Here is a 22,948-nt window from a genome sequence, read left to right as displayed (position 1 = left end):
CGTCATTCATTCCAGGGAGACTCGACAGCCGTGGCACCACCTCAGGGACAGATGCGCCCCGGGAGGCAACTTGCCCTTCTCGGCGCCATCTTCGTCATCCTCGCCAGCGCGGTCTGGTTCGGCGGCAAGGGCGGCTGGGAAGATCGCCTCGCCCCCAACCTCGGCCTTGACCTCGTCGGCGGCTCGCGGGTCACCCTCCTGGCGCAGACCGGCGCTGACGGCCAGGCGCCGACCGCGCAGGACCTCGAGCAGGCCCGTCGCATCATCGCCGAGCGGGTCGACGCCCGTGGCGTGGCCGAGGCGCAGGTCGTCATCGAGGGCGACCGGAACATCGTGATCTCGGTGGCCAAGAAGGGCGACGACGCGATCAACGACGTCGGCCAGGCCTCCCAGCTGTTCTTCCGCAAGCTGCTGAGCCAGACCGACGGCAGCGGCCTGGCCGCCGCGCCGCAGGCGTCGCCGAGCCCGAGCGCGTCCGCGTCTCCGAAGCCGAGCACCGCGGCCAGCCCGGCGGCGACGCCGAAGCCGTCGGTGAGCGCGTCGTCCGGTGGCACCGGCGGCGGTGCCGCGATGGCGCCGACCCCGACGCCGACCCCGGCCGCCAGCAAGAGCCCCACCGCCTCGGCCAGCCCGGCCGCCGCGCCCAAGCCGTCCGCCCCCGCGAACCGCAAGGTGACCGTGGAGCAGGTGCAGGCGAAGGTCGGCAAGGCCGCCTGGGACGCCGCCGGCAAGCTGACCGCGGTCGCGGCCGAGCCGGCCCAGCTCGAGGTGCTCCAGCCGTTCGCTCAGCTGAACGAGTACGAAGCCGCGCTGCTGGCGCCGAAGGTGCAGTTCTACGTGCCGCAGGTGAGCTGCGAGCAGCTCGACAAGCGCCCCCCGGGCTCGATCAACAACCCGGACGCCGAGGCCGTCGCGTGCGAGAACGGCATGAAGTACCTGCTCGACGTGTCGAAGGTCAAGGGCACCGACGTCGACAAGGCGTCGCCGCAGATCGAGCAGAACACCAACCGCCGGGTGGTCTCGCTGGACTTCTCCAGCGCGGGTCTGGACAAGTGGACCTCGCTGACCAAGGAGTCGTTCAACAACGAGGGCCAGAAGTGCGACCAGTCCGCGCTGGGCGCGGACAGCCACTGCCGCGTCGCCGTGGTGCTCGACAACAAGGTCATCTCCTCGCCGGAGATCCAGGGCGTGCTCGGTGACGACTCCGTCATCACCGGCGACTTCGACCAGAAGTCGGCCACCGACCTGGCGAACAACCTGAACTACGGTTCGCTGTCGATGACGTTCCTCCAGCAGGAGGCCCAGTCCATCACCCCGACGCTGGGCGGTGAGCACCTGCAGGCGGGTCTGCTCGCGGCCGGCATCGGCATGCTGCTGGTGGTCATCTACTCGTTCTTCTACTACCGCCTGCTGGGCACGGTCATCGTGCTGTCGCTGATCCTGTCGGCGGCGCTGACCTTCCTGGCCCTGGTGTTCCTGGGCCGCGAGATGGGCTTCACGCTGACGCTGGCCGGTATCGCCGGATTCATCGTCTCGCTCGGTGTCGCCGCGGACTCCTTCGTCATCTACTTCGAACGTCTGAAGGACGAGATCCGCGAGGGCCGCAGCCCGCGCAGCGCGGTGCCCCGCGCCTGGGTGCGTGCCCGCAAGACGATCCTGACCGCCAACGCGATCTCGCTGATGGCCGCGCTGGTGCTCTACCTCGTCTCCTCCGGCGCGGTGGCGGGCTTCGCCTTCGCGCTGGGTCTGGCGACGCTGATCGACCTGGTCGTGGTGTTCCTCTTCCGTCACCCGATCATGACGATGTTCGCGCGTACCGACGCGTTCCTCTCCCCGCGCGTCAGCGGCCTGGGCCGCGTGCTGCACGAAGCCAAGGAGGCTAAGTGATGAGTGGTCTCGCATCCCGGCTCTACAGCGGTGACGCCGGATTCCAGATCGTCGGCAAGCGCAAGCTGTGGTTCGGTGTCGCCGGCGGCATGCTGCTGGTCGCGATCCTGGCGATGTCCCTGATCGGCTTCAAGCCGGGCATCGAGTTCAAGGGCGGCAACGAGTTCACGGTGCCGGTCTCGGCGGGCTCGTCCGTCGAGGTCGAGAAGGCGATCGACGACGCGATCAAGTCGGTCGACGCCGAGGCGTCGTTGGTCCCCGTGCAGAAGGTCGGCGACGCCGCGTACACGGTGCGTAGCTCGTCGCTGACCAACGAGCAGACCGAGGCGGTCAAGGAGAAGATCGTCACGACGCTGAAGCTCAACGCCGACGACGTCAGCGGCAACCGGGTCAGCCAGGCCTGGGGCGCGCAGGTCACCGAGCAGGCGCTGATCGGTCTGGCGCTGTTCGTCCTGGTCGTCAGCATCTACCTGGTGATCCGCTTCGAGTGGCAGATGGCCGCGGCCGCGGTCGCCTCCCTCGTGTTCGACCTGGTCGCCACGGCCGCGGTGTATTCGCTGGTCGGCTTCGAGGTCACCCCGTCGACCGTGATCGGCTTCCTGACGATTCTGGGCTTCGCGCTCTACGACGTCGTGGTCGTGTTCGACAAGGTGCAGGAGAACACCCGCGGCATCACGGGCAGCAGCACCCAGACGTACGCCGAGGCGGCCAACCTGGCGCTGAACCAGACCTTCATGCGGTCCATCAACACCGCGCTGGTGGCGCTGCTGCCGGTCGGCGGCCTGCTGTTCATCGGCGCGGGCCTGCTCGGCGCGGGCACGCTGAAGGACCTGGGCCTGGTGCTGTTCATCGGTATGGGCACCGCGGTCTACTCGTCCCTGTTCTTCGCCACGCCGGTGCTGGTGTGGCTGAAGGAGAAGGACCCGAAGATCGCCAACCACACCGCGCGGGTGCTGGCACGCCGCGCCGCTCCGGCCAAGTCCCCGGCGGGCGACCTGCCGGCGCAGGTCGGCGCGGGTGCGGGCAGTGCGGCACCGAAGGCGGGCGCCAAGCCCACCGTCGGCGCCAAGGCGGGGCGTCCCGCGGGCCGTCCCGCAGGCAAGCGCCGCTGACGTAACACGTTCCGAGGCCCGGTCTCCCGTCAGGGGGCCGGGCCTCGGCCGTTCGCCGGGCCTCCCGGACGGCTCTGCCCGGACCGGGGCGGAGCGGCAGGGGAGTGCCGGGCGACACAGCCGGCGGGTGGGACAGGCGGTGAACGTGTGGCGGTGGGGCTGGGCGTACTAGGGTGTGCCCGTGACCAACGATCTGATCCAGGGTGACAGCGGGCCCGCCACCGCGGCGCTCGTCGCCGACATGGTCGTCGACGTGGCGGACTTCCCGAAGACGGGTGTCCTGTTCAAGGACCTGACCCCGCTGTTCGCCGACGGCAAGGCGTTCCGCGGCGTCATCGACGCGATCGTGACGCGGTACGCCGGCGAGTTCGACGTGGTCGTGGGGGTGGAGGCGCGCGGCTTCGTGCTGGCCGCCGCGGTCGCGTACGCCGCCGGCACGGGTGTGGTGGCCGTACGCAAGGCCGGCAAGCTGCCCCGGGTGGCCCACGCCGCCACGTACGCCCTGGAGTACGGCACGGCGACCCTGGAGATCAGCGAGGCCGCGTTCACGCCCGGCCAGCGGGCGCTGGTCGTCGACGACGTGCTGGCCACCGGCGGCACCGCCGACGCCACGCTGGACCTGGTCGAGCGCGCGGGCGGGCAGCTGGCCGGCTTCGTGGTGCTGATCGAGCTGGGCTTCCTCGGCGGCCGCGAGCGCCTCGGCGAGCGCCCGGTGCACTCCCTCCTGCGCATCTAGCGCCCCACGCACACCACCGCCGGGGCGCGCACAGCGTCCTGATCCATCACGTCCGCCACCCGCCCGGGTGACGGACGCCACGAGTGCCCTCCCCGGCTGCTGCCGGCAGCGGTACGCACCTGTCGGCAAAACGGCCGACGAGCCCGAACACAGGTAGCATGGGCTATCCGAACCTCACTCGAAGGAGCGGCCGTTGTCTCAGGAAGTCGCCCCCAGCGTGGCCGTGGCGGAGACGTCACCGGCCGGGAACGGGCCCGACAAGGCCCAGGCGGCGAAGGGCGCGAAGGCGGCCGAGCCCGCCAAGCGCGAGGCAGCAGCCGTGCTGCCCTTCCCGGACACGAACGAGCAGTCCCCGGCCGAGGCCGACCGGGGTCCGGAGGAGCGCGCCACCGCACCTGAGGTGCGGGCCGCCCCCGGCACCAACCAGCTCGGCATGTTCGCCGCCGGTGTGCCCTCGGGCCGCCGCGTGCGCGCCCGGCTGTCCCGCTTCAACGCGCCCTGGCAGTCCGCCAGCGTCAGCGAGGAGCTGGAGCCGCTCATCGCCGCCCACCGGGCCGCGCACCCCAAGGCCGACATCCGCGTCCTGCAGAAGGCGTACGAGACGGCCCGGCAGTGGCACGAGGGCCAGTTCCGCAAGTCCGGCGACCCGTACATCACGCACCCGCTGGCCGTCGCGAGCATCCTGGCCGACCTCGGCATGGACACCACCACCCTGGTGGCCGCGCTGCTGCACGACACCATCGAGGACACGCCCTACACCCTGGAGGCGGCCCGCGCCGACTTCGGCGACGAGGTGGCGCTGCTCGTGGACGGCGTCACCAAGCTCGACAAGGTCAAGCTGGGCGACTCGGCCAAGGCGGAGACGATCCGCAAGATGGTCGTGTCCACCGCCAAGGACCCGCGGGTGCTGGTCGTGAAGCTCGCCGACCGGCTGCACAACATGCGTACGCTCACGTTCCTGCCGGTGGCCAAGCGGGAGCAGAAGGCGCGCGAGACGCTGGAGATCCTGGCCCCGCTGGCGCACCGGCTCGGTATGAACACGGTGAAGTGGGAGCTGGAGGACCTGTCCTTCGCGACGCTGTTCCCCAAGCGCTTCAAGGAGATCCAGCGCCTGGTCAGCGACCACACCCCGCAGCGGGACAACCTGCTCAAGCAGGTCACCGACCGGGTGCAGGCCGACCTGCGCGGCTCGAAGATCAACGCCAAGGTCACCGGCCGGCCCAAGCACCTGTACTCGATCTACCAGAAGATGATCGTGCGCGGCCGCGACTTCAACGAGATCTACGACCTCGTCGGCGTGCGCATCCTGGTGGACACCGTGCGCGACTGCTACGCGGCGCTCGGCGTGATCCACGCGGCCTGGCAACCGGTCCCCGGCCGGTTCAAGGACTACATCGCCATGCCGAAGATGAACTTCTACCAGTCGCTGCACACGACCGTGATCGGCCCCAACGGCAAGCCGGTCGAGATGCAGATCCGCACCCACGCGATGCACGGCACCGCGGAGTACGGCATCGCCGCGCACTGGAAGTACAAGGAGGGCCCGAAGGCCAACTCCACGGTGGTCGGCCCGTCCAGCCACATCGACGGCATGACCTGGCTGCGCCAGCTGCTGGACTGGCAGCGCGAGACGTCCGACCCGGGCGAGTTCCTCGACGCGCTGCGCCACGACCTGTCCAGCCAGGAAGTGTTCGTCTTCACGCCCAAGGGCGAGGTCATCGCGCTGCCCAACGGCTCCACGCCGGTCGACTTCGCGTACGCGGTGCACACCGAGGTCGGCCACCGCTGCATCGGCGCGCGGGTCAACAGCAAACTGGTGCCGCTGGAGTCGGTGCTGTCCAACGGCGACGTGATCGAGATCTTCACGTCCAAGTCGGAGAGCGCGGGCCCCACCCAGGACTGGCTCGGCTTCGTCAAGTCCTCGCGGGCGCGCACGAAGATCCGGCAGTACTTCAACAAGGAGCGCCGCGACGAGGCCATCGACGCGGGCAAGGACTCCCTGGCCCGGGCCATGCGCCGGCAGGGTCTGCCGCTGCAGCGCCTGCTGACCGCGGGCGGCCTGCTGGCCATCGCCCGTGAGCTGCACCTGAGCGACATCACCTCGCTCTACGCGGCGGTCGGCGAGGGCCAGGTCTCGGCGCAGTCGGTGGTGCAGCGCCTGGTCGCCGGATACGGCGGCGAGGAGGGCGCGGTCGAGGACATCGCCGAGTCCACCATCCCGACCCGGCCCAGCCGGACGCGGGCTCCCGGCCACGACCCGGGTGTCGCGGTCAAGGGCGTGTCCAACGTCTGGATCAAGCTGGCCCGCTGCTGCACCCCGGTGCCCGGCGACCAGGTGTACGGCTTCATGACCCGCTCGGGTGGGATCAGCGTGCACCGCGAGGACTGCGTGAACACCGGCGACCTCAAGGCGCAGCCGGAGCGGCTGGTCGAGGTCACCTGGAAGCCGACCGCGGGCTCGATGTTCCTGGTCGCCATCCAGGTCGAGGCGCTCGACCGGCACAAGCTGCTGGCCGACATCACCCGGGCGCTGTCCGAGGAGCGGGTGAACATCCTGTCCGCGACGGTCACCACTACCCGTGACCGGATCGCGGTCAGCCGGTTCAGCTTCGAGATGGCCGACCCGAAGCACCTGGGCCACCTGCTCAACGCCGTACGCGGCGTGGAGGGCGTCATGGACGCCTACCGCGTCACCTCCGGCGCCTGACCGCCGCAACCCTTAACGACTCGCGCCCTCGTCATGTCGACGAGGGCGCGAGTCGTTATGAGTTGTCCCCAGGGCCCCGAGGCCCGGGTCGCGGGGCCTGGTCAGGCCGCGGGGGTGACGGTGAGGCTGGTGATGGTGACGGGCGACTTGGGCGTCCCGTCGGTCGCGGCCTGGCCCGCGGGGTCGACCGCGCCCTGCCTGCCGATCTCCTGCACCCCGTCCAGACCCGAGGTCACGGTGCCGAGCACGGTGTATTCGGGGGCGATCGGGGTCGGGCCCCAGACGATGAAGAACTGGCTGCCGGTGGTGGCGGGGTCCTGTGTCTTGGCCATGGCGAGCGTGCCGACGGGGTAGGGGTCGGCGCCCGTGGGCAGGTTCTCCTCGGCGAACCGGTACGACGGTCCGCCCATGCCGGTGCTGGACGGGTCACCGCACTGCAGCACGCTGATGCCCTCGGTGGTCAGGCGGTGGCACCTCGTGCCGTCGAAGAACTTTCGACCCGCCAGGTAGGTGATGCTGGCCGCCGCGCACGGCGCCTTGGCGGTCTCGACTCGCACCTTGACCACACCGCGGTTGGTGGTCATGGTGAGCTGCTGGACGCCGGTCGTCGGCACGGTCGTCGGCGGGGTGCCGACGTTCTTGATGTTCGGGTTGGACGCCTCGTCGGTCGGCAGCCAGCGGCAGGCGCCGCCCGTCGGGGCGCTCGCGGCGGCGGTCGGCTCGGTCCCGGGCGCGGCGCCGGGTACGGCCTCGTCGCGCAGCCGCTGCACCAGCACGACGGCGGCGACGACCGCGCAGATCAGCACCACCACGATGGCGGTGACGACGCCCGCGATCAGGCAGCCGCTGGTGCCGCGGCGCTGCGCGTCGGGGGCTTGGTGCGAGCTGGCGTCGGGCGTCCAGGGGGGAGTGGCCACGGGTCTCCTGTCACAGGTGGAACCGCAGCGTAGCGCCTTCCGGCATCCCGTGCATCGGCGGTGAGACCGGCCGTGTCCACAGCCGAGGGACCGGGGACGCGAAGAGGGGCGGGGCCGTCAGGCCCCGCCCCTCTTCGACTGCTGCCGTACCGTCGATCAGCTCTCGGCCGGGGTCATCTTCACCGAGGTGACGGTGACCGGCGTCTTCGGTGCGCCGTCGCCGATGGCCTTGCCGTCCTTGTCGACCGCGCCGGCGGCGCCGATCTTCTCGACGATGTCCAGGCCCTTGGTGATGGTGCCCAGCACGGTGTACTTCGACTCCAGCGGCGAGGGGCCGTAGACGAGGAAGAACTGGCTGCCGCTGCTGCCGGGCTGGCCGGTGTTGGCGATGGCGACCGTGCCGGCCGGGTACGCGGTGGCCTGGTCGGTCACGTTGGGCAGGTTCTCCTCGGCGAACTTGTACGACGGGCCGCCCATGCCGGTGCCCGACGGGTCGCCGCACTGCAGCACCTTGATGCCCTCGGTGGTGAGCCGGTGGCACTTGGTGTTGTCGAAGAAGTTCTTGCCCGCCAGGTAGGTGAAGCTGGCCGCCGTGCACGGCGCCTTGGCCGTGTTCACGGCGATCTCGACCACGCCGGCGCTGGTGGTGATCGTCATGGTCTGCTTGCCCTTGGCGCTCACCTCGGTCGGCGGCGTGCCGACGTCCTTGAGGTTGGGGTTGCCCGCGGCGTCGGGCGCCCAGGTGCACACCTGGCCGTCCGGCAGCGCGTTGGGGGTGGCCGCCGGCGTCTGGTCGTCGCCGCCGACGACCTTCATCAGCCAGATCGTGCCGCCGATGACGAGCAGCAGGGCCACCGCCGCACCGATCACGGCGTTGCGCTGCTTGCGCTTGCGGGCCTCTTCCAGCCGCTCGCCCATCTGGCGCTCAAGCCGCGCGCGGGCCGCCGCGCGCTGGCGCTGGATCGTGGAACTCACGGGTCTGTCCTCCTGCTAACTACTGATCAACTGGCGGTCGAGGCCGACGGCTTCGGGGTGGTGGCCGCACCGGACGGGGCCGGTGCGGTCGGGCTGGCCGGGGTGGACGGCGAAGCCGGGGCGGTGGTGTCGACCACCGTCAGCGTCTTGACCACGACGTCCTGCTTGGGCTTGGTGTCCTCGCCCGCCTCGTTCGCGGTGGTGCCGGCCTGGGCGATCTTCTTGATGACGTCGAGGCCGGAGGTCAGCTTGCCCACGATCGAGTACGCGGTCTCGGTCGTCGAGTCCTGGTAGAAGATCACGAACTGGCTGCCGTTGACGTTCGGCGTCATGGCGACCGTGCCGGCCGGGTAACGGGCCGCCGCCTTCGCACTCGGGCTCGGGGTCGCCGCGGCGGCCGCGCTCGTGCTGGTCGACGGCGCCGCGCTCGGGTCCTCGGCCGTGGCCGGCGGGTTCTCCATCCACCAGGAGTACGCCGCGCCGCCGTTGCCGGTGCCGGACGGGTCGCCGCAGGCCAGCGCGAAGTCGCCCTCGCCGTGGGTCAGCTCGTGGCACTTGGTGCCGTTGTAGAACCCGCTGTCGGCGAGGTACTTCAGGCTGGCCGCGCCGCACGGGGCGGCGGTGCGGTCGAGTTCGGCGACGATGTTGCCGCCGTCGAAGGCGACCGTCATCGCGGACGTGCCCGAGGTCGGCATGCCGCTGGTCGCCGGCTTGCCCGCGTCCTTCAGGGACGGGTTGCCCGCCACATCCAGCGGGTTCCAGGCGCAGGTCTCGGCGACCGTGTCCGTCGGCTTCGCGTCGAAGGCGCCGAGGCTCCACGCCCCGAGCACGCCGACGAGCACGATCGCGAACAGTCCGCCGAACACCGCCTTGAGCTGGCGCGAGCGGCGCTCCGTATCGGCCCGGCGAGCCATCTGCCGGTCGACCTTGGCGCGGGCCAGCTTGCGCTGTCGGGTATTGCTGGAAGCCACCCGAGCTCCTCCTGTCACCATTTGACCGCAGCGAAGCATGTCCGCTGTGTCACCTTTATCACGTTAGGGGGTTGGTGTCGCATCACGCGCCGCGCCGGCCTCCGCCGGGCGTGGGCCGCGCCACACGTCCGAGCGAGTGTACGGGTAAACGCTGAGAAACACGTATGCCTGTCCTCGTTCTGTGACGGATGATCGCTTTCTGTGGCGTCCGTGCCGTCGGCGGTCGATGCCCCCACTGGCACTAGGCTGGGCGCTGAAGTCTGCGGAGAGGGGTTTTGTCGTGCTTGTGGTGGGCTTTCCGGCACAGGCGTTCGGGACCAACTGTTATGTGGTCGCCAGCGCTCCCGGCGAGCAGTGCGTGGTGATCGACCCGGGCATCGGGATCATGGACCACCTCGACGCGGTCCTCGCCGAGCACCGGCTGCGGCCGGCCGCCGTCGTGCTCACCCACGGGCACCTGGACCACACCTTCTCCGTCACGCCGGTGTGCGGGGCCCGGGGCATCACCGCCTGGATCCACCCGGCCGACCGCGAGCTGCTGGCCGATCCGGCCAAGGCGCTGTCGGTCGACCTGAGCGCCATGTTCGGCGGGCGGCTGCCCTACGCCGAGCCCGACGACGTCGCCGAGCTGACCGACGGAGCCGTGCTGAGCCTCGCCGGGCTGGAGATCACCGTGGACCATGCGCCGGGCCATACCGGCGGGTCGGTGATGTTCCGGATGCCGGGCCAGGAGGGCGAGCCGCTCTGCTTCTCCGGCGACGTGCTCTTCCGGGACGGCATCGGCCGCACCGACCTGCCGGGCGGCAGCATGGCGCGCATGGCCGAGAGCCTGCGCGACAAGGTGCTGACCCTGGCCGACGAGACCGTGGTGCTCCCCGGTCACGGGCCGTCGACGACCATCGGCCGCGAGCGCGCGCGCAACCCGTTCCTGCGCGACCTGCTGACCGTCGGCGACGCGCCCCGCCGGGGCTTCTGACTCAAGACTTTCCCTTGGAGTGACCTTTTCATGAGCAAGCCCACGCCGCTGTCCGGCTTCCCCGAGTGGCTGCCCGCGCAGCGCATCATCGAGCAGCGCTTTCTCGACCACATCCGCCGCACCTTCGAGCTGTACGGTTTCGCGTCACTGGAGACCCGCGCCGTCGAGCCGCTCGACCAGTTGCTGCGCAAGGGCGAGACCTCCAAGGAGGTGTACGTGCTGCGCCGGCTGCAGGCCGAAAGCGAGGACACCTCCGACGCGAGCCTCGGCCTGCACTTCGACCTGACCGTGCCGTTCGCGCGCTTCGTGCTGGAGAACGCCGGCAAGCTGCACTTCCCGTTCCGCCGCTACCAGATCCAGAAGGCGTGGCGGGGCGAGCGGCCGCAGGTGGGCCGCTACCGCGAGTTCGTGCAGGCCGACATCGACATCGTCGACCGGGACACGCTGCCCGCGCACTACGAGGCCGAGCTGCCGCTGGTGATCGGCGACGCGCTGGCCGGGCTGCCCATCCCCAAGCCGACCGTCATGGTGAACAACCGCAAGGTGCTGCAGGGCTTCTACCAGGGGCTGGACCTGGTGGACCCGGAGGCGGTGATGCGGGTGGTGGACAAGCTCGACAAGATCGGCCCGGCCGGGGTGACCGCGGAGCTGGCTCCGCTGGGGGTCACCGAGTCGCAGGCCAAACTGGTGCTGGCACTGGCGGAGATCTCCGCCGCCGACACCTCGTTCGTCGACGACGTGCACAAGCTCGGCGTCACCGACCCGCTGCTGGACGAGGGCCTGGCCGAGCTGGCCGCCGTCGTGGAGGCGGCCGGGGCGCACGCGCCGGGCCTGTGCCGGGCCGAGCTGAAGATCGCGCGCGGACTGGACTACTACACCGGCACGGTCTACGAGACGCAGCTGGCCGGGCTGGAGCGCTACGGCTCGGTCTGCTCCGGCGGGCGCTACGACAACCTGGCCAGCTCCGGCAACGACCGGTTCCCCGGCGTGGGCCTGTCCATCGGCGTGAGCCGCCTGCTCGGCGTGCTGTTCGGCGAGAACGCGCTGTCGGCCAGCCGGTCGGTGCCGACCGCGGTGCTGGTCGCGGTGTCGGCCGAGGAGGATCGCCGCGCGTGTGACCGGATCGCGGCGCAGCTGCGGGCACGGGGCATCGCGACCGAGGTGTCGCCGAGTGCGGCCAAGTTCGGCAAGCAGATCAAGTTCGCCGACCGGCGCGGTATCCCGTACGTCTGGTTCCCCGGCGCCGAGGACGCGGCGGACACCGTGAAGGACATCCGATCAGGCGAACAGGTCGAGGCGTCGGCCGGAAACTGGACACCTCCGGCGGTGGATCTCATCCCGGTGGTGGAGGGGACTTTTAATTAGGAAACTTAAGTAATAGTGTGTGGTCCTCGACTCTGAAACGGGGGCCGTACGCGCATGACCACGACAGACCACCGCACGTCCCCGGCGCTGGGCACCACGACAGCGCCGGGACAGCGGCCCCACCTGCACGATCGTGGTCTGCTCCGGCTGGCCGACGCGGTGCTGCAGCCCGGCTTCGTCGGCACGACCCCGCCGGACTGGCTGCGCCGCCGCCTCAACGACGGGCTGGGCGGCGTCGTGCTGTTCGCCCGCAACATCGTCGACCTGGACCAGGTCGCGGCGCTGAGCGCGGCGCTGGTGGCGGAGAACCCCGATGTGATCATCGCGGTCGACGAGGAGTCCGGCGACGTCACCCGCCTCGACGTGGAGCACGGCAGCCGCCGGCCCGGCAACCACGCCCTGGGCGCGGTGGACGACCCCGCGCTGACCGAGGCCGTCGCCGCCGACATCGGCGCGCAGCTGGCCGCGGCCGGGATCACCCTGGACTACGCGCCCGCCGCGGACGTCAACAACAACCCGGCGAACCCGGTCATCGGCGTACGCTCCTTCGGCGGCACCCCCGACCTGGTGGCCCGGCACACCGCGGCCTGGATCCGAGGCCTGCAGTCCACCGGCGTGGCCGCCTGCGCCAAGCACTTCCCCGGCCACGGCGACACCGGCGTCGACTCCCACCACGGGCTGCCGGTCATCGAGGTCGACGCCGCCCGGCTCGGCCAGGTCGAGCTGCCGCCGTTCACCGCCGCGATCGACGCCGGCGTCCGCTCGATCATGACCGCGCACCTGCTGGTGCCCGCGCTGGACCCGGAGCGACCGGCGACCATGAGCCGGTCCGTGCTCATCGACCTGCTGCGCGAGCAGCTCGGCTTCAAGGGCCTGGTGGTCACCGACGGCATCGAGATGGCCTCGGTCTCGCAGCGCTACGGCCTGGGCGGCGCGGCCGCGCTGGCCATCGCCGGGGGCGCGGACGCCATCTGCGTCGGCGGCGAGAGCTCCGACGAGGCCGTCGTCGAGCTGCTGCGCACCAGCATCGTCGACGCCGTGGTCAACGGCGAGCTGCCGGAGAGCCGGCTGGCCGAGGCGGCCTCGCGGGTCGCCGCGTTCGCCGCCGACAGCGCCGCTCAGCGGAGCGAGCGCGCCGCCGCCGCGGCCCGCTGGCACGCCGCGGACCGTCCCGAGATCGGCCTGGCCGCGGCCCGCCGCGCGTTGCGCGTCACCGGGGACGGGACACTGCCGCTGGCCGCGCCCGCGCACGTGGTCGAGTTCGGCGTCGCCATGAACCTCGCCATCGAGGCGCGTACGCCGTGGGGCGTCGGCGCGCCGCTGCGGGAGCTGCGGCCCGACACCACCGTGGTACGCCTGGACGAGCGGGCGACCATCGCCGACGTGCTGGCCGGAGCCGACGGGCGCGTGCCGGTGCTGGTGTGCCGCGATCCGCACCGGCACCCGTGGCTGGCGCACCTGATCGACGCCGTCGTCGCGGCCCGCCCGGAGACGGTCGTGGTCGAGATGGGCGTCGCCGCGGGCGCACCCGTCGGCGCGGTACACCTGGCCACGTACGGCGCAGCCGCCGTCTGCGGCCAGGCCGCCGCCGAGGCCCTCGCCGGCTCCGCGCACTGAGCCACCCTGCGCCGCCGGCCGCTCGGGCCGGCCGCCCGCACGCAATAGACGTTGGCCTATCTGGATGAGTTCGATCGCGAATTTCTCATCCAGATAGGCCAACGTCTATTGAAGGAGGGGTGGTCCGGCCGGCGGTGGGTGTTTTTGCTTGCGGGGCGTCAGGCTTGTTGGCCGCGGCGGAAGCGGACGGCGGCGGCGTGGGCGGGGGCAGCCGGGGCCAGCGGGGTCAGGGTGATGGTGACGCGGGCGCCGCCCAGGTCGCCGTGGTCGACGGCGACGCTGCCGCCTGCCTGGCGGGCCAGCTGGCAGACGATGTCCAGGCCGAGGCCGGTGGAGCCGCCGCCGCTCACGCCGCGCTGCAGGGCCGCGTCGGCGTCGGCGATGCCGGGGCCGCCGTCCTCGACCACCAGGGCGTCGGGGGTGACGGTGACGCGGAATCCGGTGCCGTGCGGGGTGTGCCGGAAGATGTTGCCGATCAGCGCGTCGACCGCGCCGATCGCGTCGGTGCGCGGCACCGGCAGCCAGACCGGCTCGTCCGCGCCGACGACCTGCCAGGGGCGGCCGTGGTCCTCGGCGAGCACGGCCCAGAACGCCAGCCGGTCGGCGACCACGTCGACCAGGTCGGTCTCCTCGGCGGCGCGCTCGGCGGCGGTGCGGCGGGCGCCCGCGATGATCGCGTCGATCTCGGCGTCGAGGGCTTCGACGGCCTGGCGCATGCGATCGCTCTCCGGGCCCGGCGGCAGCGCGTCGGTGTCCAGGCGCAGCGCGGTCAGCGGGGTGCGCAGCCGGTGCGACAGGTCGGCGGCGCGTTCGCGTTCGGCGTCGATGACCGCGTTGAGCCGGTCCGCCATGGCGTTGAACGCCTCGCCGACCTCCACCAGGTCGGGCGGCCCGGCGGGGTCGACGCGTACGGTCAGGTCGCCGGAGCCGACCGCCCGCGAGGCGCGGGCGAGCTGCCGGGTCGCGCCCACCACCCGCCAGCCGAGCCGGTCGGCCAGCGCCACCGACACCGCGACCAGCAGCGCCGCCAGCGCGCCCATGGACCACCAGGCGGTGGCGACGCCGCGGGACAGGTCCGCCTCGGGCACGAACACCTCGACGACCGCGTTGCGGGCGCCGTCGAGCGCGGCCGGCTGCAGGTACACCAGCCCGTCCTCGACCGGCGCGGTGAGCGAGCCGCCGCGGTCGGCGGCCAGCTTGATGTCGGCCATCTCGGCCCGGCTCGCGCCGAGCGATACCCCGGTGGGCAGGTGCACGGCCAGGCGCTGGCGCGGGCCGTCGGCGGTGGCCGCCATGGCCCGGCTCAGCACCGCCGGGTCGGTCGACACGGCCAGCGCGGTGACCACCGCGGCGGCCTGCTGGCGGGCGTCGAGCAGCGCCCGGTCCTCCGCGATCTGCTTGGTGACCAGGGCGAGCGGCACGAGGAAGGCCAGCGCCACCATCGACGTCACGGCGAGCGCGCCGCGGGCCAGCGTCGCCCTCATGACGGCGGCACCAGCATCACGCCGACCCCGCGGATGGTACGCAGCATGCGCGGCTGCGCCGCGGTCTCGCCGAGCTTGCGCCGCAGCCAGGACAGGTGCACGTCCAGGGTCTGGTCGGCCCCGACGAAGGGCTGCTGCCACACCTCGGTGAACAGCTCGCGGCGGGTCACCACCCGGCCCACCCGGGCCGCGAGGTAGGCCAGCACGTCGTACTCCTTGCGGGTCAGGGTCAGCGGGGTGCCGTCCAGGGTGACCATCCGCGTGCTCTCGTCCATGCGCAGCGGGCCGATCTCGACCACGGTGTCGGCGGACTCGCTGCGGGGCTGGCTGCGGCGCAGCACCGCGGCGACCCGGGCGGTCACGTGCGCGGCGGAGAACGGCTTGGTCATGTAGTCGTCGGCGCCGGAGTTGAGCAGGCGGATGGCGTCGTGCTCGCCGCGGCGGGCGGTCGCGATGATCACCGGCACGTCACTGACGGCTCGCATCATGCGCAGGGCGTCGGCACCGTCCAGATCGGGCAGTCCGAGGTCGAGGATGACCAGGTCGGGTCGCTCGCTGCGTTCGCTGGTCAGCGATTTCAGACCTTGCAACGCGGTGCCGACCGTCTGCACGGCGTATCCGGCGACGGTCAGGGCGTTGCCGAGCGCGTCGCGAATGGCGGGGTCGTCCTCCACGACGAGTACGAGGGGCATGGCTCGCACCGTATCGGAAGCTGTTAGATAGCGGGATGGGTTCGGGGTGGCCGTTTGCGTTGAGGTCGGCGACGTACGTCGGCGGCTGGGCCGCGGTGACCGCCTCGGCCGCGGCCGTGGTCTGGGTGGGACTGGGCCCGGTGCTGGCCACGGCGGTGCCCGAGCCGGTGCCGCTGCGACTGGAGGCGCTGCCGCCGCAGGCGCCCGCGCCGCTGGTCACGCCGTCGCGTCCGGTCCCGACCGTCACTCTCGTGCCGATGCCGTCGCCGTCCACGCCGCCTGCGGCGACGCTCGCTTCCCCCGCCCCGGCGCGCATGTCGCCGTCCGCGGCGGGCAAACCCGGGCAGCCCCAGCCGTCACCGGCCATGACGGTCGACGGCTGGCAGGTGTTCACCGAGTCCGACGGCTCGCGGTCGTATCTGCGCAGCTTCCCGACCGAGGGCGGCACCGCGGTGATCCGGATGGCACACGAACGGGTGTATCTCGTATCGGCCACTCCGCGCGGCGACTACCAGGTGGCCACCTCGCAGCCGGATCCGGAGCGGGTGGTGGTGCAGTTCCACCGCGCCTCCGACCAGATCGTCGTCGACGCGATCTGGTGGGAGGGGCGTCCCTACTCGGAGGTGTCCACCGTCGGCTGACGGCGGAAACGCGCGGCGGCTCCGGGGGCGTGCCGGGTGAGAGACGGCGCGCCCGGACGGGGCGCGGAGCGCGGACATCATGCGAATGAGCCTCGGATCCGCCGGGCCGGGGACAAAGCTCGCTAAGCCCTTCTTGGGCCGTGTTTGAGGCGGATTTCAGGTAGGCCGCGCTCGCGGCAGGGCGAACCCGGGCACATGCGAGAATGACCTCTGGCGCCGCACCGCGTTCCGCGGCGTGTTTCCGCAGTCCGAGGAGAGCATCGTGATCCGTACCCACACCGCTGGCAGTCTGCGTGCCGAGCACGCCGGCCAGAGCGTCACCCTCGCCGGCTGGGTGGCCCGGCGACGTGATCACGGCGGAGTGACCTTCATCGACCTGCGCGACGCCTCCGGCATCGTGCAGATCGTGTTCCGCGACGAGGCCCAGGCCCACGCGCTGCGCAACGAGTACTGCGTCAAGGTCACCGGCACCGTCGGCACGCGTCCCGAGGGCAACGAGAACCCCGAGCTGCCGACCGGCGCGATCGAGGTCACCGTCACCGACCTGACCGTGCTGTCGGAGGCCGCGCCGCTGCCGTTCCCGATCGACGAGCACGTGACCGTCGGCGAGGAGGCGCGCCTGCGCCACCGCTACCTGGATCTGCGCCGGGCCAACCAGGCCAAGGCCATCCGGCTGCGCTCGCGGGCCAACGCCATCGCCCGCGAGGTGCTGGGCGCCCGCGACTTCCTGGAGATCGAGACGCCGACGCTGACCCGGTCCACGCCCGAGGGCGCGCGTGACTTCCTGGTGCCGGTCCGCCTGCAGCCCGGCGCGTGGTACGCGCTGCCGCAGTCGCCGCAGCTGTTCAAGCAGCTGCTGATGGTGGCCGGCATGGAGCGTTACTACCAGATCGCGCGCTGCTACCGCGACGAGGACTTCCGCGCCGACCGGCAGCCCGAGTTCACCCAGCTCGACATCGAGATGTCGTTCGTCACCCAGGACGACGTCATCGAACTCGGCGAGGAGATCGTCGGCGCGCTGTGGCGCGAGCTGGCGAACCACGAGATCGCCACGCCGATCCCGCGCATCACCTACCACGACGCGATGAACCGCTACGGCTCCGACAAGCCCGACCTGCGCTACCAGGTCGAGCTGACCGAGCTGACGAAGTACTTCGAGGGCACCGAGTTCCGGGTGTTCCAGGCCGAGTACGTCGGCGCGGTCGTCATGCCCGGCGGCGCGGCGCAGACCCGCAAGGAGCTCGACGGCTGGCAGGACTGGGCCAAGGCGCGCGGCGCCCGCGGCCTGGCCTACGTGGTGCTCGACGCGGAGACCGGCGAGGCCCGCGGCCCCGTCGCCAAGAACCTGTCCGAGGCGCACCTGGCCGGCCTGGCCGACGCCGTCGGCGCGAAGCCGGGCGACGCGGTGTTCTTCGCCGCGGGCACCCGCCGCCACGCGCAGGAGTTGCTCGGCGCGGCCCGCATCGAGATCGCCAAGCGGGCGAACCTGATCGACGAGTCGGCCTGGGCGTTCTGCTGGGTCGTCGACGCGCCGATGTTCGAGCCGGTCGAGGTGCCCGGCGAGGGCGTCGTCGAGGGCGCGTGGACCGCGGTGCACCACCCGTTCACCTCGCCGAACGAGGACTGGATCGACAACTTCGAGACCGCCCCGGACAAGGCGCTGGCGTACGCGTACGACATCGTCTGCAACGGCAACGAGATCGGCGGCGGCTCGATCCGTATCCACCGCGGCGACGTGCAGAAGCGGGTGTTCACCCTGCTCGGCATCACCGACGAGGAGGCCAAGGACAAGTTCGGCTTCCTGCTCGACGCGTTCGCGTACGGCCCGCCGCCGCACGGCGGCATCGCGCTGGGCTGGGACCGGGTCTGCATGCTGCTGGCCGGCGTGGACTCGATCCGCGACGTCATCGCGTTCCCGAAGTCGGGCGGCGGCTTCGACCCGCTGACCGGAGCGCCCACCCCGATCACCGGGCAGCAGCGCCTGGAGGCCGGCGTGGACGCCAAGCCGAAGGCCCCGGGCGAGGACCCCGCCAAGGCCAAGGCCGCCGCGAAGTAATGCGGATCCTGGTCACCGGAGGTTCGGGCTACACCGGTGGCCGCCTGGTCGCCCTCGCCCGCAAGGCGGGGCACGACGTGACCGGCACCAGCCACTCCACCTCGGTGGAAGGGCTGGTGCCGCTCGACGTCCGGGACCGGGCGGCCGTCGACCTGCTGCTGGACGAGCTGCGGCCCGACGCCGTGGTGCACACCAGCTACGTCCAGTCGGACTGGGCGGTCACCGCGCTGGGCGCGGCCTACGTGGCGGCGGCCGCGGCGCGCACCGGCGCGCGGCTGGTGCACGTGTCCTCGGACGCGATCTTCAAGGGCCGCCCGGCCCCGTACACCGAGGCCGACCTGCCGGAGCCGGTGTATCCGTACGGTGCGGCCAAGGCCGCGGCGGAGACCGCGGTGCTCGCCGTGCATCCGGACGCCGCCATCGCGCGCACCTCGCTGATCATCGGGGACGACGACTCGAAGCAGCACCAGCTGGCACTCGACATGGCGGCCGGACGGGTGGGCGGGGTGCTGTTCACCGACCACATCCGGCACCCGATCGCGGTGGACGACCTGGCCGCGGCGCTGCTGGAGCTGGCCGACGGCGACTTCCGCGGCATCCTCAACGTGGCCGGTCCCGAGCCGATCAGCCGCCACGAGCTGGGCGTACGCGTCGCCGCCAAGCACGGCGTCGCCGCCGACCGGGTCCCGGGCGGCTCCGCCCTCGAACGCGGCTTCATCTCCCCGGCCGAGGTCCGCCTCGACACCACCCTCGCCCAGTCCCTCCTGCGCACCCGCCTCCGCGGCGTCACCGAAGTCCTCGCCTGACCCGCCCGGTCGTCCCGAAACCGCAGCCGGACTGGGCGGGGGATCGTGCGGGTGGTGGGGCGCGGGTAAGGTGCGCTGATGTCGATCCCCCTCGCTGACATCCTCGGCGCGCAGGCGTTGCCCCCGTTCGGCGTCGTGGCCGGTGCGGGACTGATCGCGCTGGCACTGGTCGGCGTGAACACGACCTGGCGCGTGGTGCGCAACGCCATCACCATCGCGCACGAGGGCGGGCACGCGGCCGCCGCGGTGCTCACCGGGCGGCGGCTGCGCGGCATCCGGCTGCACTCGGACACGTCCGGGCTGACCATCATGAAAGGCAAGCCGACCGGCATCGGCATGGCCGTCACCCTGCTCGCCGGGTACGCGACCCCGTCGCTGCTCGGCATCGGCGGCGCGGCCCTGCTCGACCGGGGGCACATCCGGCTGCTGCTGTGGCTGACGATCCTGCTGCTGGTCCCGATCCTCATCATGATCCGCAACTTCTACGGGCTGCTGCTGATCCTGGCCACCGGGGCGGCCGTGTTCGCCGTGTCCTGGTACGCCACCGGGCCGTGGCAGGCGCTGTTCGCGTACACCGGAGTGTGGTTCCTGCTCATCGGCGGGGTGCGGCCCGTGGTGGAGGTGCAGCTGCACCGGCGCCGGGGCAGCGGCATGCGTTCCGACCCCGACCAGCTCGCCGGGATCACCCGGCTGCCCGGCGGCTTTTGGGTGTTCGTCTTCCTGCTCTGGACCGTCGGCTCCGTGCTCGCCGGGGCCTACCTGCTCGACCTGCTGCCGGAGGCGGCACTGCCCTGGTGACGCGCGGCGCGCACGGGGCGGGTCAGACGAGGCGCACGGAGGTACGGGGGATCGACTCGGTGTAGCCGAGGCGGCGGTAGAGGGTCAGCGCGCGGGTGTTGTCGGACATCACACCCAGCGAGCTGACACCGAACTCGGCGGCCAGGCGCCGGGTCAGCGCGGTGGTGATGGCGGCACCGTGTCCGCGGCCCTGCGCGGCCGAGGCGACGGCGATGCCGGCCAGGAAGCCGACGCCGTTGAGGCTGCGGTCGCCCGCGACGGCCACCAGCCGGCCGCCCTCCCGGATGCCGTACCACTGCCGGATACGCGGGTCCTCGGGGCGGCTGGTGCTGTCGGGCAGCGCGTCGTCGAGCACCGCGGCGACGTCGCCGTGCTCCGCGGCGTCCAGGGCGACCACGCCGGCCTCGCCCGGGTGCGGCGCGGGCGCGTCGGCGGTCCACAGGTAATCCCAGTCGTCGTGCGTGTCGGCGGGCAGCGCCGCCGCCTCGGTGCGGGTGATCCGGGGGAGGTGCAGCCAGGTGCCCGGGGTCAGCGCGCCGTCGGCGGCGAGGCCGGCGAACAGCGCGGCGACCGGGGCGGCGGCGCCGAGCGACGCCGCGACCGGGCCCCACGGGCCGAGCGAGGTCCAGGCCAGCGCGCCGTCCAGCAGATAGCCCCGGACGTCGTCACCGCCTGCGGTGAGGCGCGCGTACGGGTGGTCGTCCACCTTCGCGAGCAGGTCGTCACGTCCGATGAAGTCAGGGGTGATCGCCACACCGCCACCTTACCGGTCGGCTCGGCGAAGATCGGCTGAGGCGGCCTGTCGCGGTGCCGGGTATCGTCTGCGTGATGCAGACCGACGGCCTCTTCTCCCTGGAGCCCACGCCGGCTGATCGGTCGATCAGCTCGCCGGGGTTCGAGGCGCCGTCGGCCGACGCCCCGCTGGCAGTCCGGCTGCGCCCGTCCGGCATAGACGAACTCGTCGGCCAGGACCACCTGCTGGCCCCGGGCGCGCCGCTGCGCCGCCTGGTCGCGGGGGGCGCGCCGATGTCGGTGATCCTGTGGGGGCCGCCCGGCTGCGGCAAGACCACGATCGCGCACCTGGTCGCCGAAGCCGACGACCGGCACTTCGTGGCGATGTCCGCGCTGACCGCCGGGGTCAAGGAGGTGCGCGAGGTCATCGACACCGCGCGCCGGCGCCGCCGGGCGGGCGGCGCGCCCACCGTGCTGTTCATCGACGAGGTGCACCGGTTCACCAAGACCCAGCAGGACTCGCTGCTGGCCGCGGTCGAGGACCGCACGGTGACGCTGCTCGCCGCGACCACGGAGAACCCGTACTTCTCGATCATCTCGCCGCTGCTGTCGCGCTGCGTGCTGCTGACCCTCAAGCCGCTGGACGACGACGCCGTGCGGGGGCTGGTGCGCCGCGCGCTGACGGACCCGCGGGGCCTGGGCGGCACGGTCACCATCGCCCCCGAGGCCGAGGACCACCTGGTCCGGCTGGCCGGCGGCGACGTGCGCAAGGCGCTCACCGCGCTGGAGGCCGCGGCCGGCTCCGCGCTCGCGATCCACGACGGCGCCGGCGTGCCCGAGATCGACGTGGCCACCGCCGAACGCGCGGTCGACGTCGCCGCGCTGCGCTACGACCGCGCGGGCGACGCCCACTACGACGTGATCAGCGCGTTCATCAAGAGCATGCGCGGTTCGGACGTGGACGCGGCGCTGCACTACCTGGCGCGGATGCTGACCGCGGGGGAGGACCCGCGCTTCATCGCCCGCCGCCTGATCATCTTCGCGAGCGAGGACGTCGGCCTGGCCGATCCGACGGCGCTGACCGCGGCGGTGAACGCCTCGTACGCGGTGCAGCACGTCGGCCTGCCCGAGGCGCAACTCAACCTGGCGCAGGCGGTGGCGCACCTGGCGACCGCGCCCAAGTCCAACGCGGTCACCACCGCCATCTTCGCGGCGATCGCCGACGTGCGGGCCGGCAAGGCCGGCTCGGTGCCCCCGCACCTGCGCGACGCGCACTACGCGGGCTCCAAGGGCCTGGGCCACGGCATCGGCTACCGCTACCCGCACGACGACGCCCGGGGTGTGTTGGGTCAGCAGTACCCACCCGACGATCTGGTGGGCGTGGACTACTACCGTCCCACCGGACACGGTGGCGAACGGCACATCGCCGAACGCCTGCCGAAACTCCGCGCCGTGGTCCGGGGGACCGGCAACACCGGACGCAGCGAGGAGAAGCCGTGAGCGAACGCAGTGAGCGAACCATAGGGCTCAGTGCGGCTCAGCGGGCCGACGAGCGAAGCGAGGAGAACTCGGTGAGTGAGCGCAGCGATCGAGCCTGGAGGCTCAGTGCAGCTCAGCGCGCCGACGAGCGCAGCGAGGAGAATTCGGTGAGTGAGCGCAGCGATCGAGCCTGGAGGCTCAGTGCAGCTCAGCGCGCCGACGAGCGCAGCGAGGAGAAGCGATGAGCAGGGCCGACGCGACCGACGGACGGGGCCGGAAGAAGGGCCGCGGCGGTGAGGGCGAGGAGGTCCCGCAGGAGGAGACCGGCTGGCTCGACGACCTGCGCGGCGCCAAGCAGGCCAAGGACCAGTTCGACGACAGCGACTTCACCGACGGCGGCAGCAGCCGCTGGGACAAGCTGAGCGCGCTGAGCGACGACGCGCCGGCGGGCCGTGCCCCTGGTGCCCCCGCTGCTCCGGCGGACGCCGCGCGCCGCCCACGCGGCGGCGAGGCCCCGGCGCGCCGCCGTGACGAGGACACCGCGGGTGGCACCCGCCGTGCCGGTGAGGACACCCAGGGCGGCCGTCGGCGCACCCCGGAGGAGCCGCCTGCGGGCCGCCGGCGGCCCGATGCCGAGCCCGCCGGTCGCCGGCGTGCCGGTGAGGACCCGGGCGGGCAGCGTCCCGCCGGCGAGGACACGCTGACCGGTCGCCGCCGCGCCGAGGAGGAGCCTGCGGGCCGCCGCCGCGCCGGTGAGGACACGTCCGCCGGGCGTCGCCGCGTCGACGACGAGCCCACCGGCGGTCACCGTCGTGCCGCTGAGGAGCCCGTCGGCCGGCGTGCCGCCGAGGAGCCGACCGGTCGCCGTGCCGCCGCCGACGACACCGGCAGCCGCCGCCACGTCGCGGACGAGCCTGCGGGCCGGCGCGCCGGGCGGCCGGAGGCCGAGGAGCCGCGCCGGGGCCGCCCGGAGCCCGCGCCCATGGAGCCGCCGCCG

The 22,948-nt window shown here is 72.4% G+C and carries 19 protein-coding genes and 1 pseudogene; 14 read left to right on the top strand and 6 right to left on the bottom strand.

Annotated elements, in window-relative coordinates; translation table 11 throughout:
• Positions 1 to 30: 30 nt before the first annotated feature.
• The 4 genes from secD to F9C41_RS27170 all read left to right on the top strand — a co-directional run bounded on the left by secD (position 31) and on the right by F9C41_RS27170 (position 6,442).
• Positions 31 to 1,887, top strand: a complete 1,857-nt coding sequence (secD, locus tag F9C41_RS27185) for a protein translocase subunit SecD (protein ID WP_196279976.1) — start codon at positions 31 to 33, stop codon at positions 1,885 to 1,887.
• Positions 1,887 to 2,999, top strand: coding sequence for a protein translocase subunit SecF (secF, locus tag F9C41_RS27180; protein WP_155389699.1), 1,113 nt, complete (start codon positions 1,887 to 1,889; stop codon positions 2,997 to 2,999). Before secD ends, secF begins: the two co-directional genes overlap by 1 nt.
• 181 nt (positions 3,000 to 3,180) lie before the next feature.
• A complete protein-coding gene (locus F9C41_RS27175) occupies positions 3,181 to 3,735 on the top strand; it encodes an adenine phosphoribosyltransferase (protein ID WP_407924737.1) in 555 nt (184 codons plus the stop codon).
• A gap of 433 nt (positions 3,736 to 4,168) precedes the next feature.
• Positions 4,169 to 6,442 carry a RelA/SpoT family protein gene (locus tag F9C41_RS27170; RefSeq protein WP_230690071.1) on the top strand — a complete coding sequence of 758 codons (2,274 nt, stop codon included), beginning with the start codon at positions 4,169 to 4,171 and terminating at the stop codon, positions 6,440 to 6,442.
• A gap of 101 nt (positions 6,443 to 6,543) precedes the next feature.
• On the opposite strand, the gene F9C41_RS27165 is transcribed toward F9C41_RS27170, so the two are convergent.
• The 3 genes from F9C41_RS27165 to F9C41_RS27155 form a co-directional block, all read right to left on the bottom strand.
• Positions 6,544 to 7,359, bottom strand: a complete 816-nt coding sequence (locus F9C41_RS27165; protein WP_155389698.1) for a peptidylprolyl isomerase — start codon at positions 7,357 to 7,359, stop codon at positions 6,544 to 6,546.
• Positions 7,360 to 7,515: 156 nt separating this feature from the next.
• Positions 7,516 to 8,334 (bottom strand): peptidylprolyl isomerase, encoded by an 819-nt coding sequence (locus F9C41_RS27160; protein ID WP_155389697.1) that lies wholly within the window; start codon positions 8,332 to 8,334, stop codon positions 7,516 to 7,518.
• Positions 8,335 to 8,360: 26 nt separating this feature from the next.
• Positions 8,361 to 9,305 (bottom strand): peptidylprolyl isomerase, encoded by a 945-nt coding sequence (locus F9C41_RS27155; protein ID WP_155389696.1) that lies wholly within the window; start codon positions 9,303 to 9,305, stop codon positions 8,361 to 8,363.
• 280 nt (positions 9,306 to 9,585) lie between these two features.
• On the opposite strand from F9C41_RS27155, the gene F9C41_RS27150 reads away from it, so the two are divergent.
• From F9C41_RS27150 to F9C41_RS27140, 3 genes are read left to right on the top strand one after another with little or no spacing between them, the layout of a single operon-like run.
• Positions 9,586 to 10,281, top strand: coding sequence for an MBL fold metallo-hydrolase (locus tag F9C41_RS27150; RefSeq protein ID WP_155389695.1), 696 nt, complete (start codon positions 9,586 to 9,588; stop codon positions 10,279 to 10,281).
• A gap of 30 nt (positions 10,282 to 10,311) precedes the next feature.
• Entirely contained in the window at positions 10,312 to 11,646 is a 1,335-nt protein-coding gene (gene hisS / locus F9C41_RS27145; RefSeq protein WP_155389694.1) for a histidine--tRNA ligase, read from the top strand.
• A gap of 54 nt (positions 11,647 to 11,700) precedes the next feature.
• Positions 11,701 to 13,263, top strand: coding sequence for a glycoside hydrolase family 3 protein (locus tag F9C41_RS27140; protein WP_155389693.1), 1,563 nt, complete (start codon positions 11,701 to 11,703; stop codon positions 13,261 to 13,263).
• Positions 13,264 to 13,421: 158 nt separating this feature from the next.
• On the opposite strand, the gene F9C41_RS27135 is transcribed toward F9C41_RS27140, so the two are convergent.
• Both F9C41_RS27135 and F9C41_RS27130 read right to left on the bottom strand, forming a co-directional pair.
• A complete protein-coding gene (locus tag F9C41_RS27135; RefSeq protein ID WP_155389692.1) occupies positions 13,422 to 14,747 on the bottom strand; it encodes a sensor histidine kinase in 1,326 nt (441 codons plus the stop codon).
• Positions 14,744 to 15,439, bottom strand: a complete 696-nt coding sequence (locus tag F9C41_RS27130; protein WP_155389691.1) for a response regulator transcription factor — start codon at positions 15,437 to 15,439, stop codon at positions 14,744 to 14,746. The genes F9C41_RS27135 and F9C41_RS27130 overlap by 4 nt, the downstream gene beginning before the upstream one ends.
• Positions 15,440 to 15,498: 59 nt before the next feature.
• Between F9C41_RS27130 and F9C41_RS27125 the strand changes: the two genes are divergently transcribed.
• From F9C41_RS27125 to F9C41_RS27110, 4 genes are all read left to right on the top strand, one after another.
• Entirely contained in the window at positions 15,499 to 16,080 is a 582-nt protein-coding gene (locus F9C41_RS27125; protein WP_155389690.1) for a hypothetical protein, read from the top strand.
• A 262-nt stretch (positions 16,081 to 16,342) separates the two neighbouring features.
• On the top strand, positions 16,343 to 18,136 hold the full coding sequence (gene aspS / locus F9C41_RS27120) for an aspartate--tRNA ligase (RefSeq protein WP_155389689.1): 1,794 nt from the start codon (positions 16,343 to 16,345) through the stop codon (positions 18,134 to 18,136).
• Complete coding sequence (locus F9C41_RS27115; RefSeq protein WP_155389688.1) at positions 18,136 to 18,942, top strand: sugar nucleotide-binding protein; 807 nt, start codon at positions 18,136 to 18,138, stop codon at positions 18,940 to 18,942. Before aspS ends, F9C41_RS27115 begins: the two co-directional genes overlap by 1 nt.
• Before the next feature lie 78 nt (positions 18,943 to 19,020).
• Entirely contained in the window at positions 19,021 to 19,740 is a 720-nt protein-coding gene (locus F9C41_RS27110) for a M50 family metallopeptidase (RefSeq protein ID WP_155389687.1), read from the top strand.
• A 22-nt stretch (positions 19,741 to 19,762) separates the two neighbouring features.
• Here the strand turns inward: F9C41_RS27110 and F9C41_RS27105 are convergent, their stop codons facing one another.
• The gene (locus tag F9C41_RS27105) at positions 19,763 to 20,494 is read right to left on the bottom strand and encodes a GNAT family N-acetyltransferase (RefSeq protein WP_155389686.1); all 732 of its coding nucleotides are present in this window, start codon (positions 20,492 to 20,494) and stop codon (positions 19,763 to 19,765) included.
• Between the two features lie 74 nt (positions 20,495 to 20,568).
• On the opposite strand from F9C41_RS27105, the gene F9C41_RS27100 reads away from it, so the two are divergent.
• The 3 genes and pseudogenes from F9C41_RS27100 to F9C41_RS27090 all read left to right on the top strand — a co-directional run.
• Positions 20,569 to 21,972, top strand: coding sequence for a replication-associated recombination protein A (locus tag F9C41_RS27100; RefSeq protein ID WP_155389685.1), 1,404 nt, complete (start codon positions 20,569 to 20,571; stop codon positions 21,970 to 21,972).
• Complete coding sequence (locus F9C41_RS27095) at positions 21,969 to 22,196, top strand: hypothetical protein (protein ID WP_155389684.1); 228 nt, start codon at positions 21,969 to 21,971, stop codon at positions 22,194 to 22,196. Before F9C41_RS27100 ends, F9C41_RS27095 begins: the two co-directional genes overlap by 4 nt.
• Positions 22,193 to 22,948: pseudogene (locus tag F9C41_RS27090) on the top strand (hypothetical protein); the annotation flags it as partial. The gene F9C41_RS27095 and the pseudogene F9C41_RS27090, both read left to right, overlap by 4 nt.

Origin of the sequence: Catellatospora paridis (genome assembly GCF_009720365.1) — a bacterium.
GTDB classification, from domain to species: Bacteria; Actinomycetota; Actinomycetes; order Mycobacteriales; family Micromonosporaceae; genus Catellatospora; species Catellatospora paridis.
The sequence above is the reverse complement of the archived record's forward strand: the minus strand, read 5'-3'. Positions and strand labels throughout refer to the sequence as shown.

What these genes read in the sequence shown, in the direction of transcription:
- secF (WP_155389699.1), top strand. Translation starts at nt 1,887, where the DNA reads ATGAGTGGTCTCGCATCCCGGCTCTACAGCGGTGACGCCGGATTCCAG.
- F9C41_RS27135 (WP_155389692.1), bottom strand. Translation starts at nt 14,747, where the DNA reads ATGAGGGCGACGCTGGCCCGCGGCGCGCTCGCCGTGACGTCGATGGTG.
- hisS (WP_155389694.1), top strand. Translation starts at nt 10,312, where the DNA reads ATGAGCAAGCCCACGCCGCTGTCCGGCTTCCCCGAGTGGCTGCCCGCG.
- F9C41_RS27170 (WP_230690071.1), top strand. Translation starts at nt 4,169, where the DNA reads ATGTTCGCCGCCGGTGTGCCCTCGGGCCGCCGCGTGCGCGCCCGGCTG.
- F9C41_RS27110 (WP_155389687.1), top strand. Translation starts at nt 19,021, where the DNA reads ATGTCGATCCCCCTCGCTGACATCCTCGGCGCGCAGGCGTTGCCCCCG.
- F9C41_RS27100 (WP_155389685.1), top strand. Translation starts at nt 20,569, where the DNA reads ATGCAGACCGACGGCCTCTTCTCCCTGGAGCCCACGCCGGCTGATCGG.
- F9C41_RS27130 (WP_155389691.1), bottom strand. Translation starts at nt 15,439, where the DNA reads ATGCCCCTCGTACTCGTCGTGGAGGACGACCCCGCCATTCGCGACGCG.
- F9C41_RS27140 (WP_155389693.1), top strand. Translation starts at nt 11,701, where the DNA reads ATGACCACGACAGACCACCGCACGTCCCCGGCGCTGGGCACCACGACA.
- F9C41_RS27115 (WP_155389688.1), top strand. Translation starts at nt 18,136, where the DNA reads ATGCGGATCCTGGTCACCGGAGGTTCGGGCTACACCGGTGGCCGCCTG.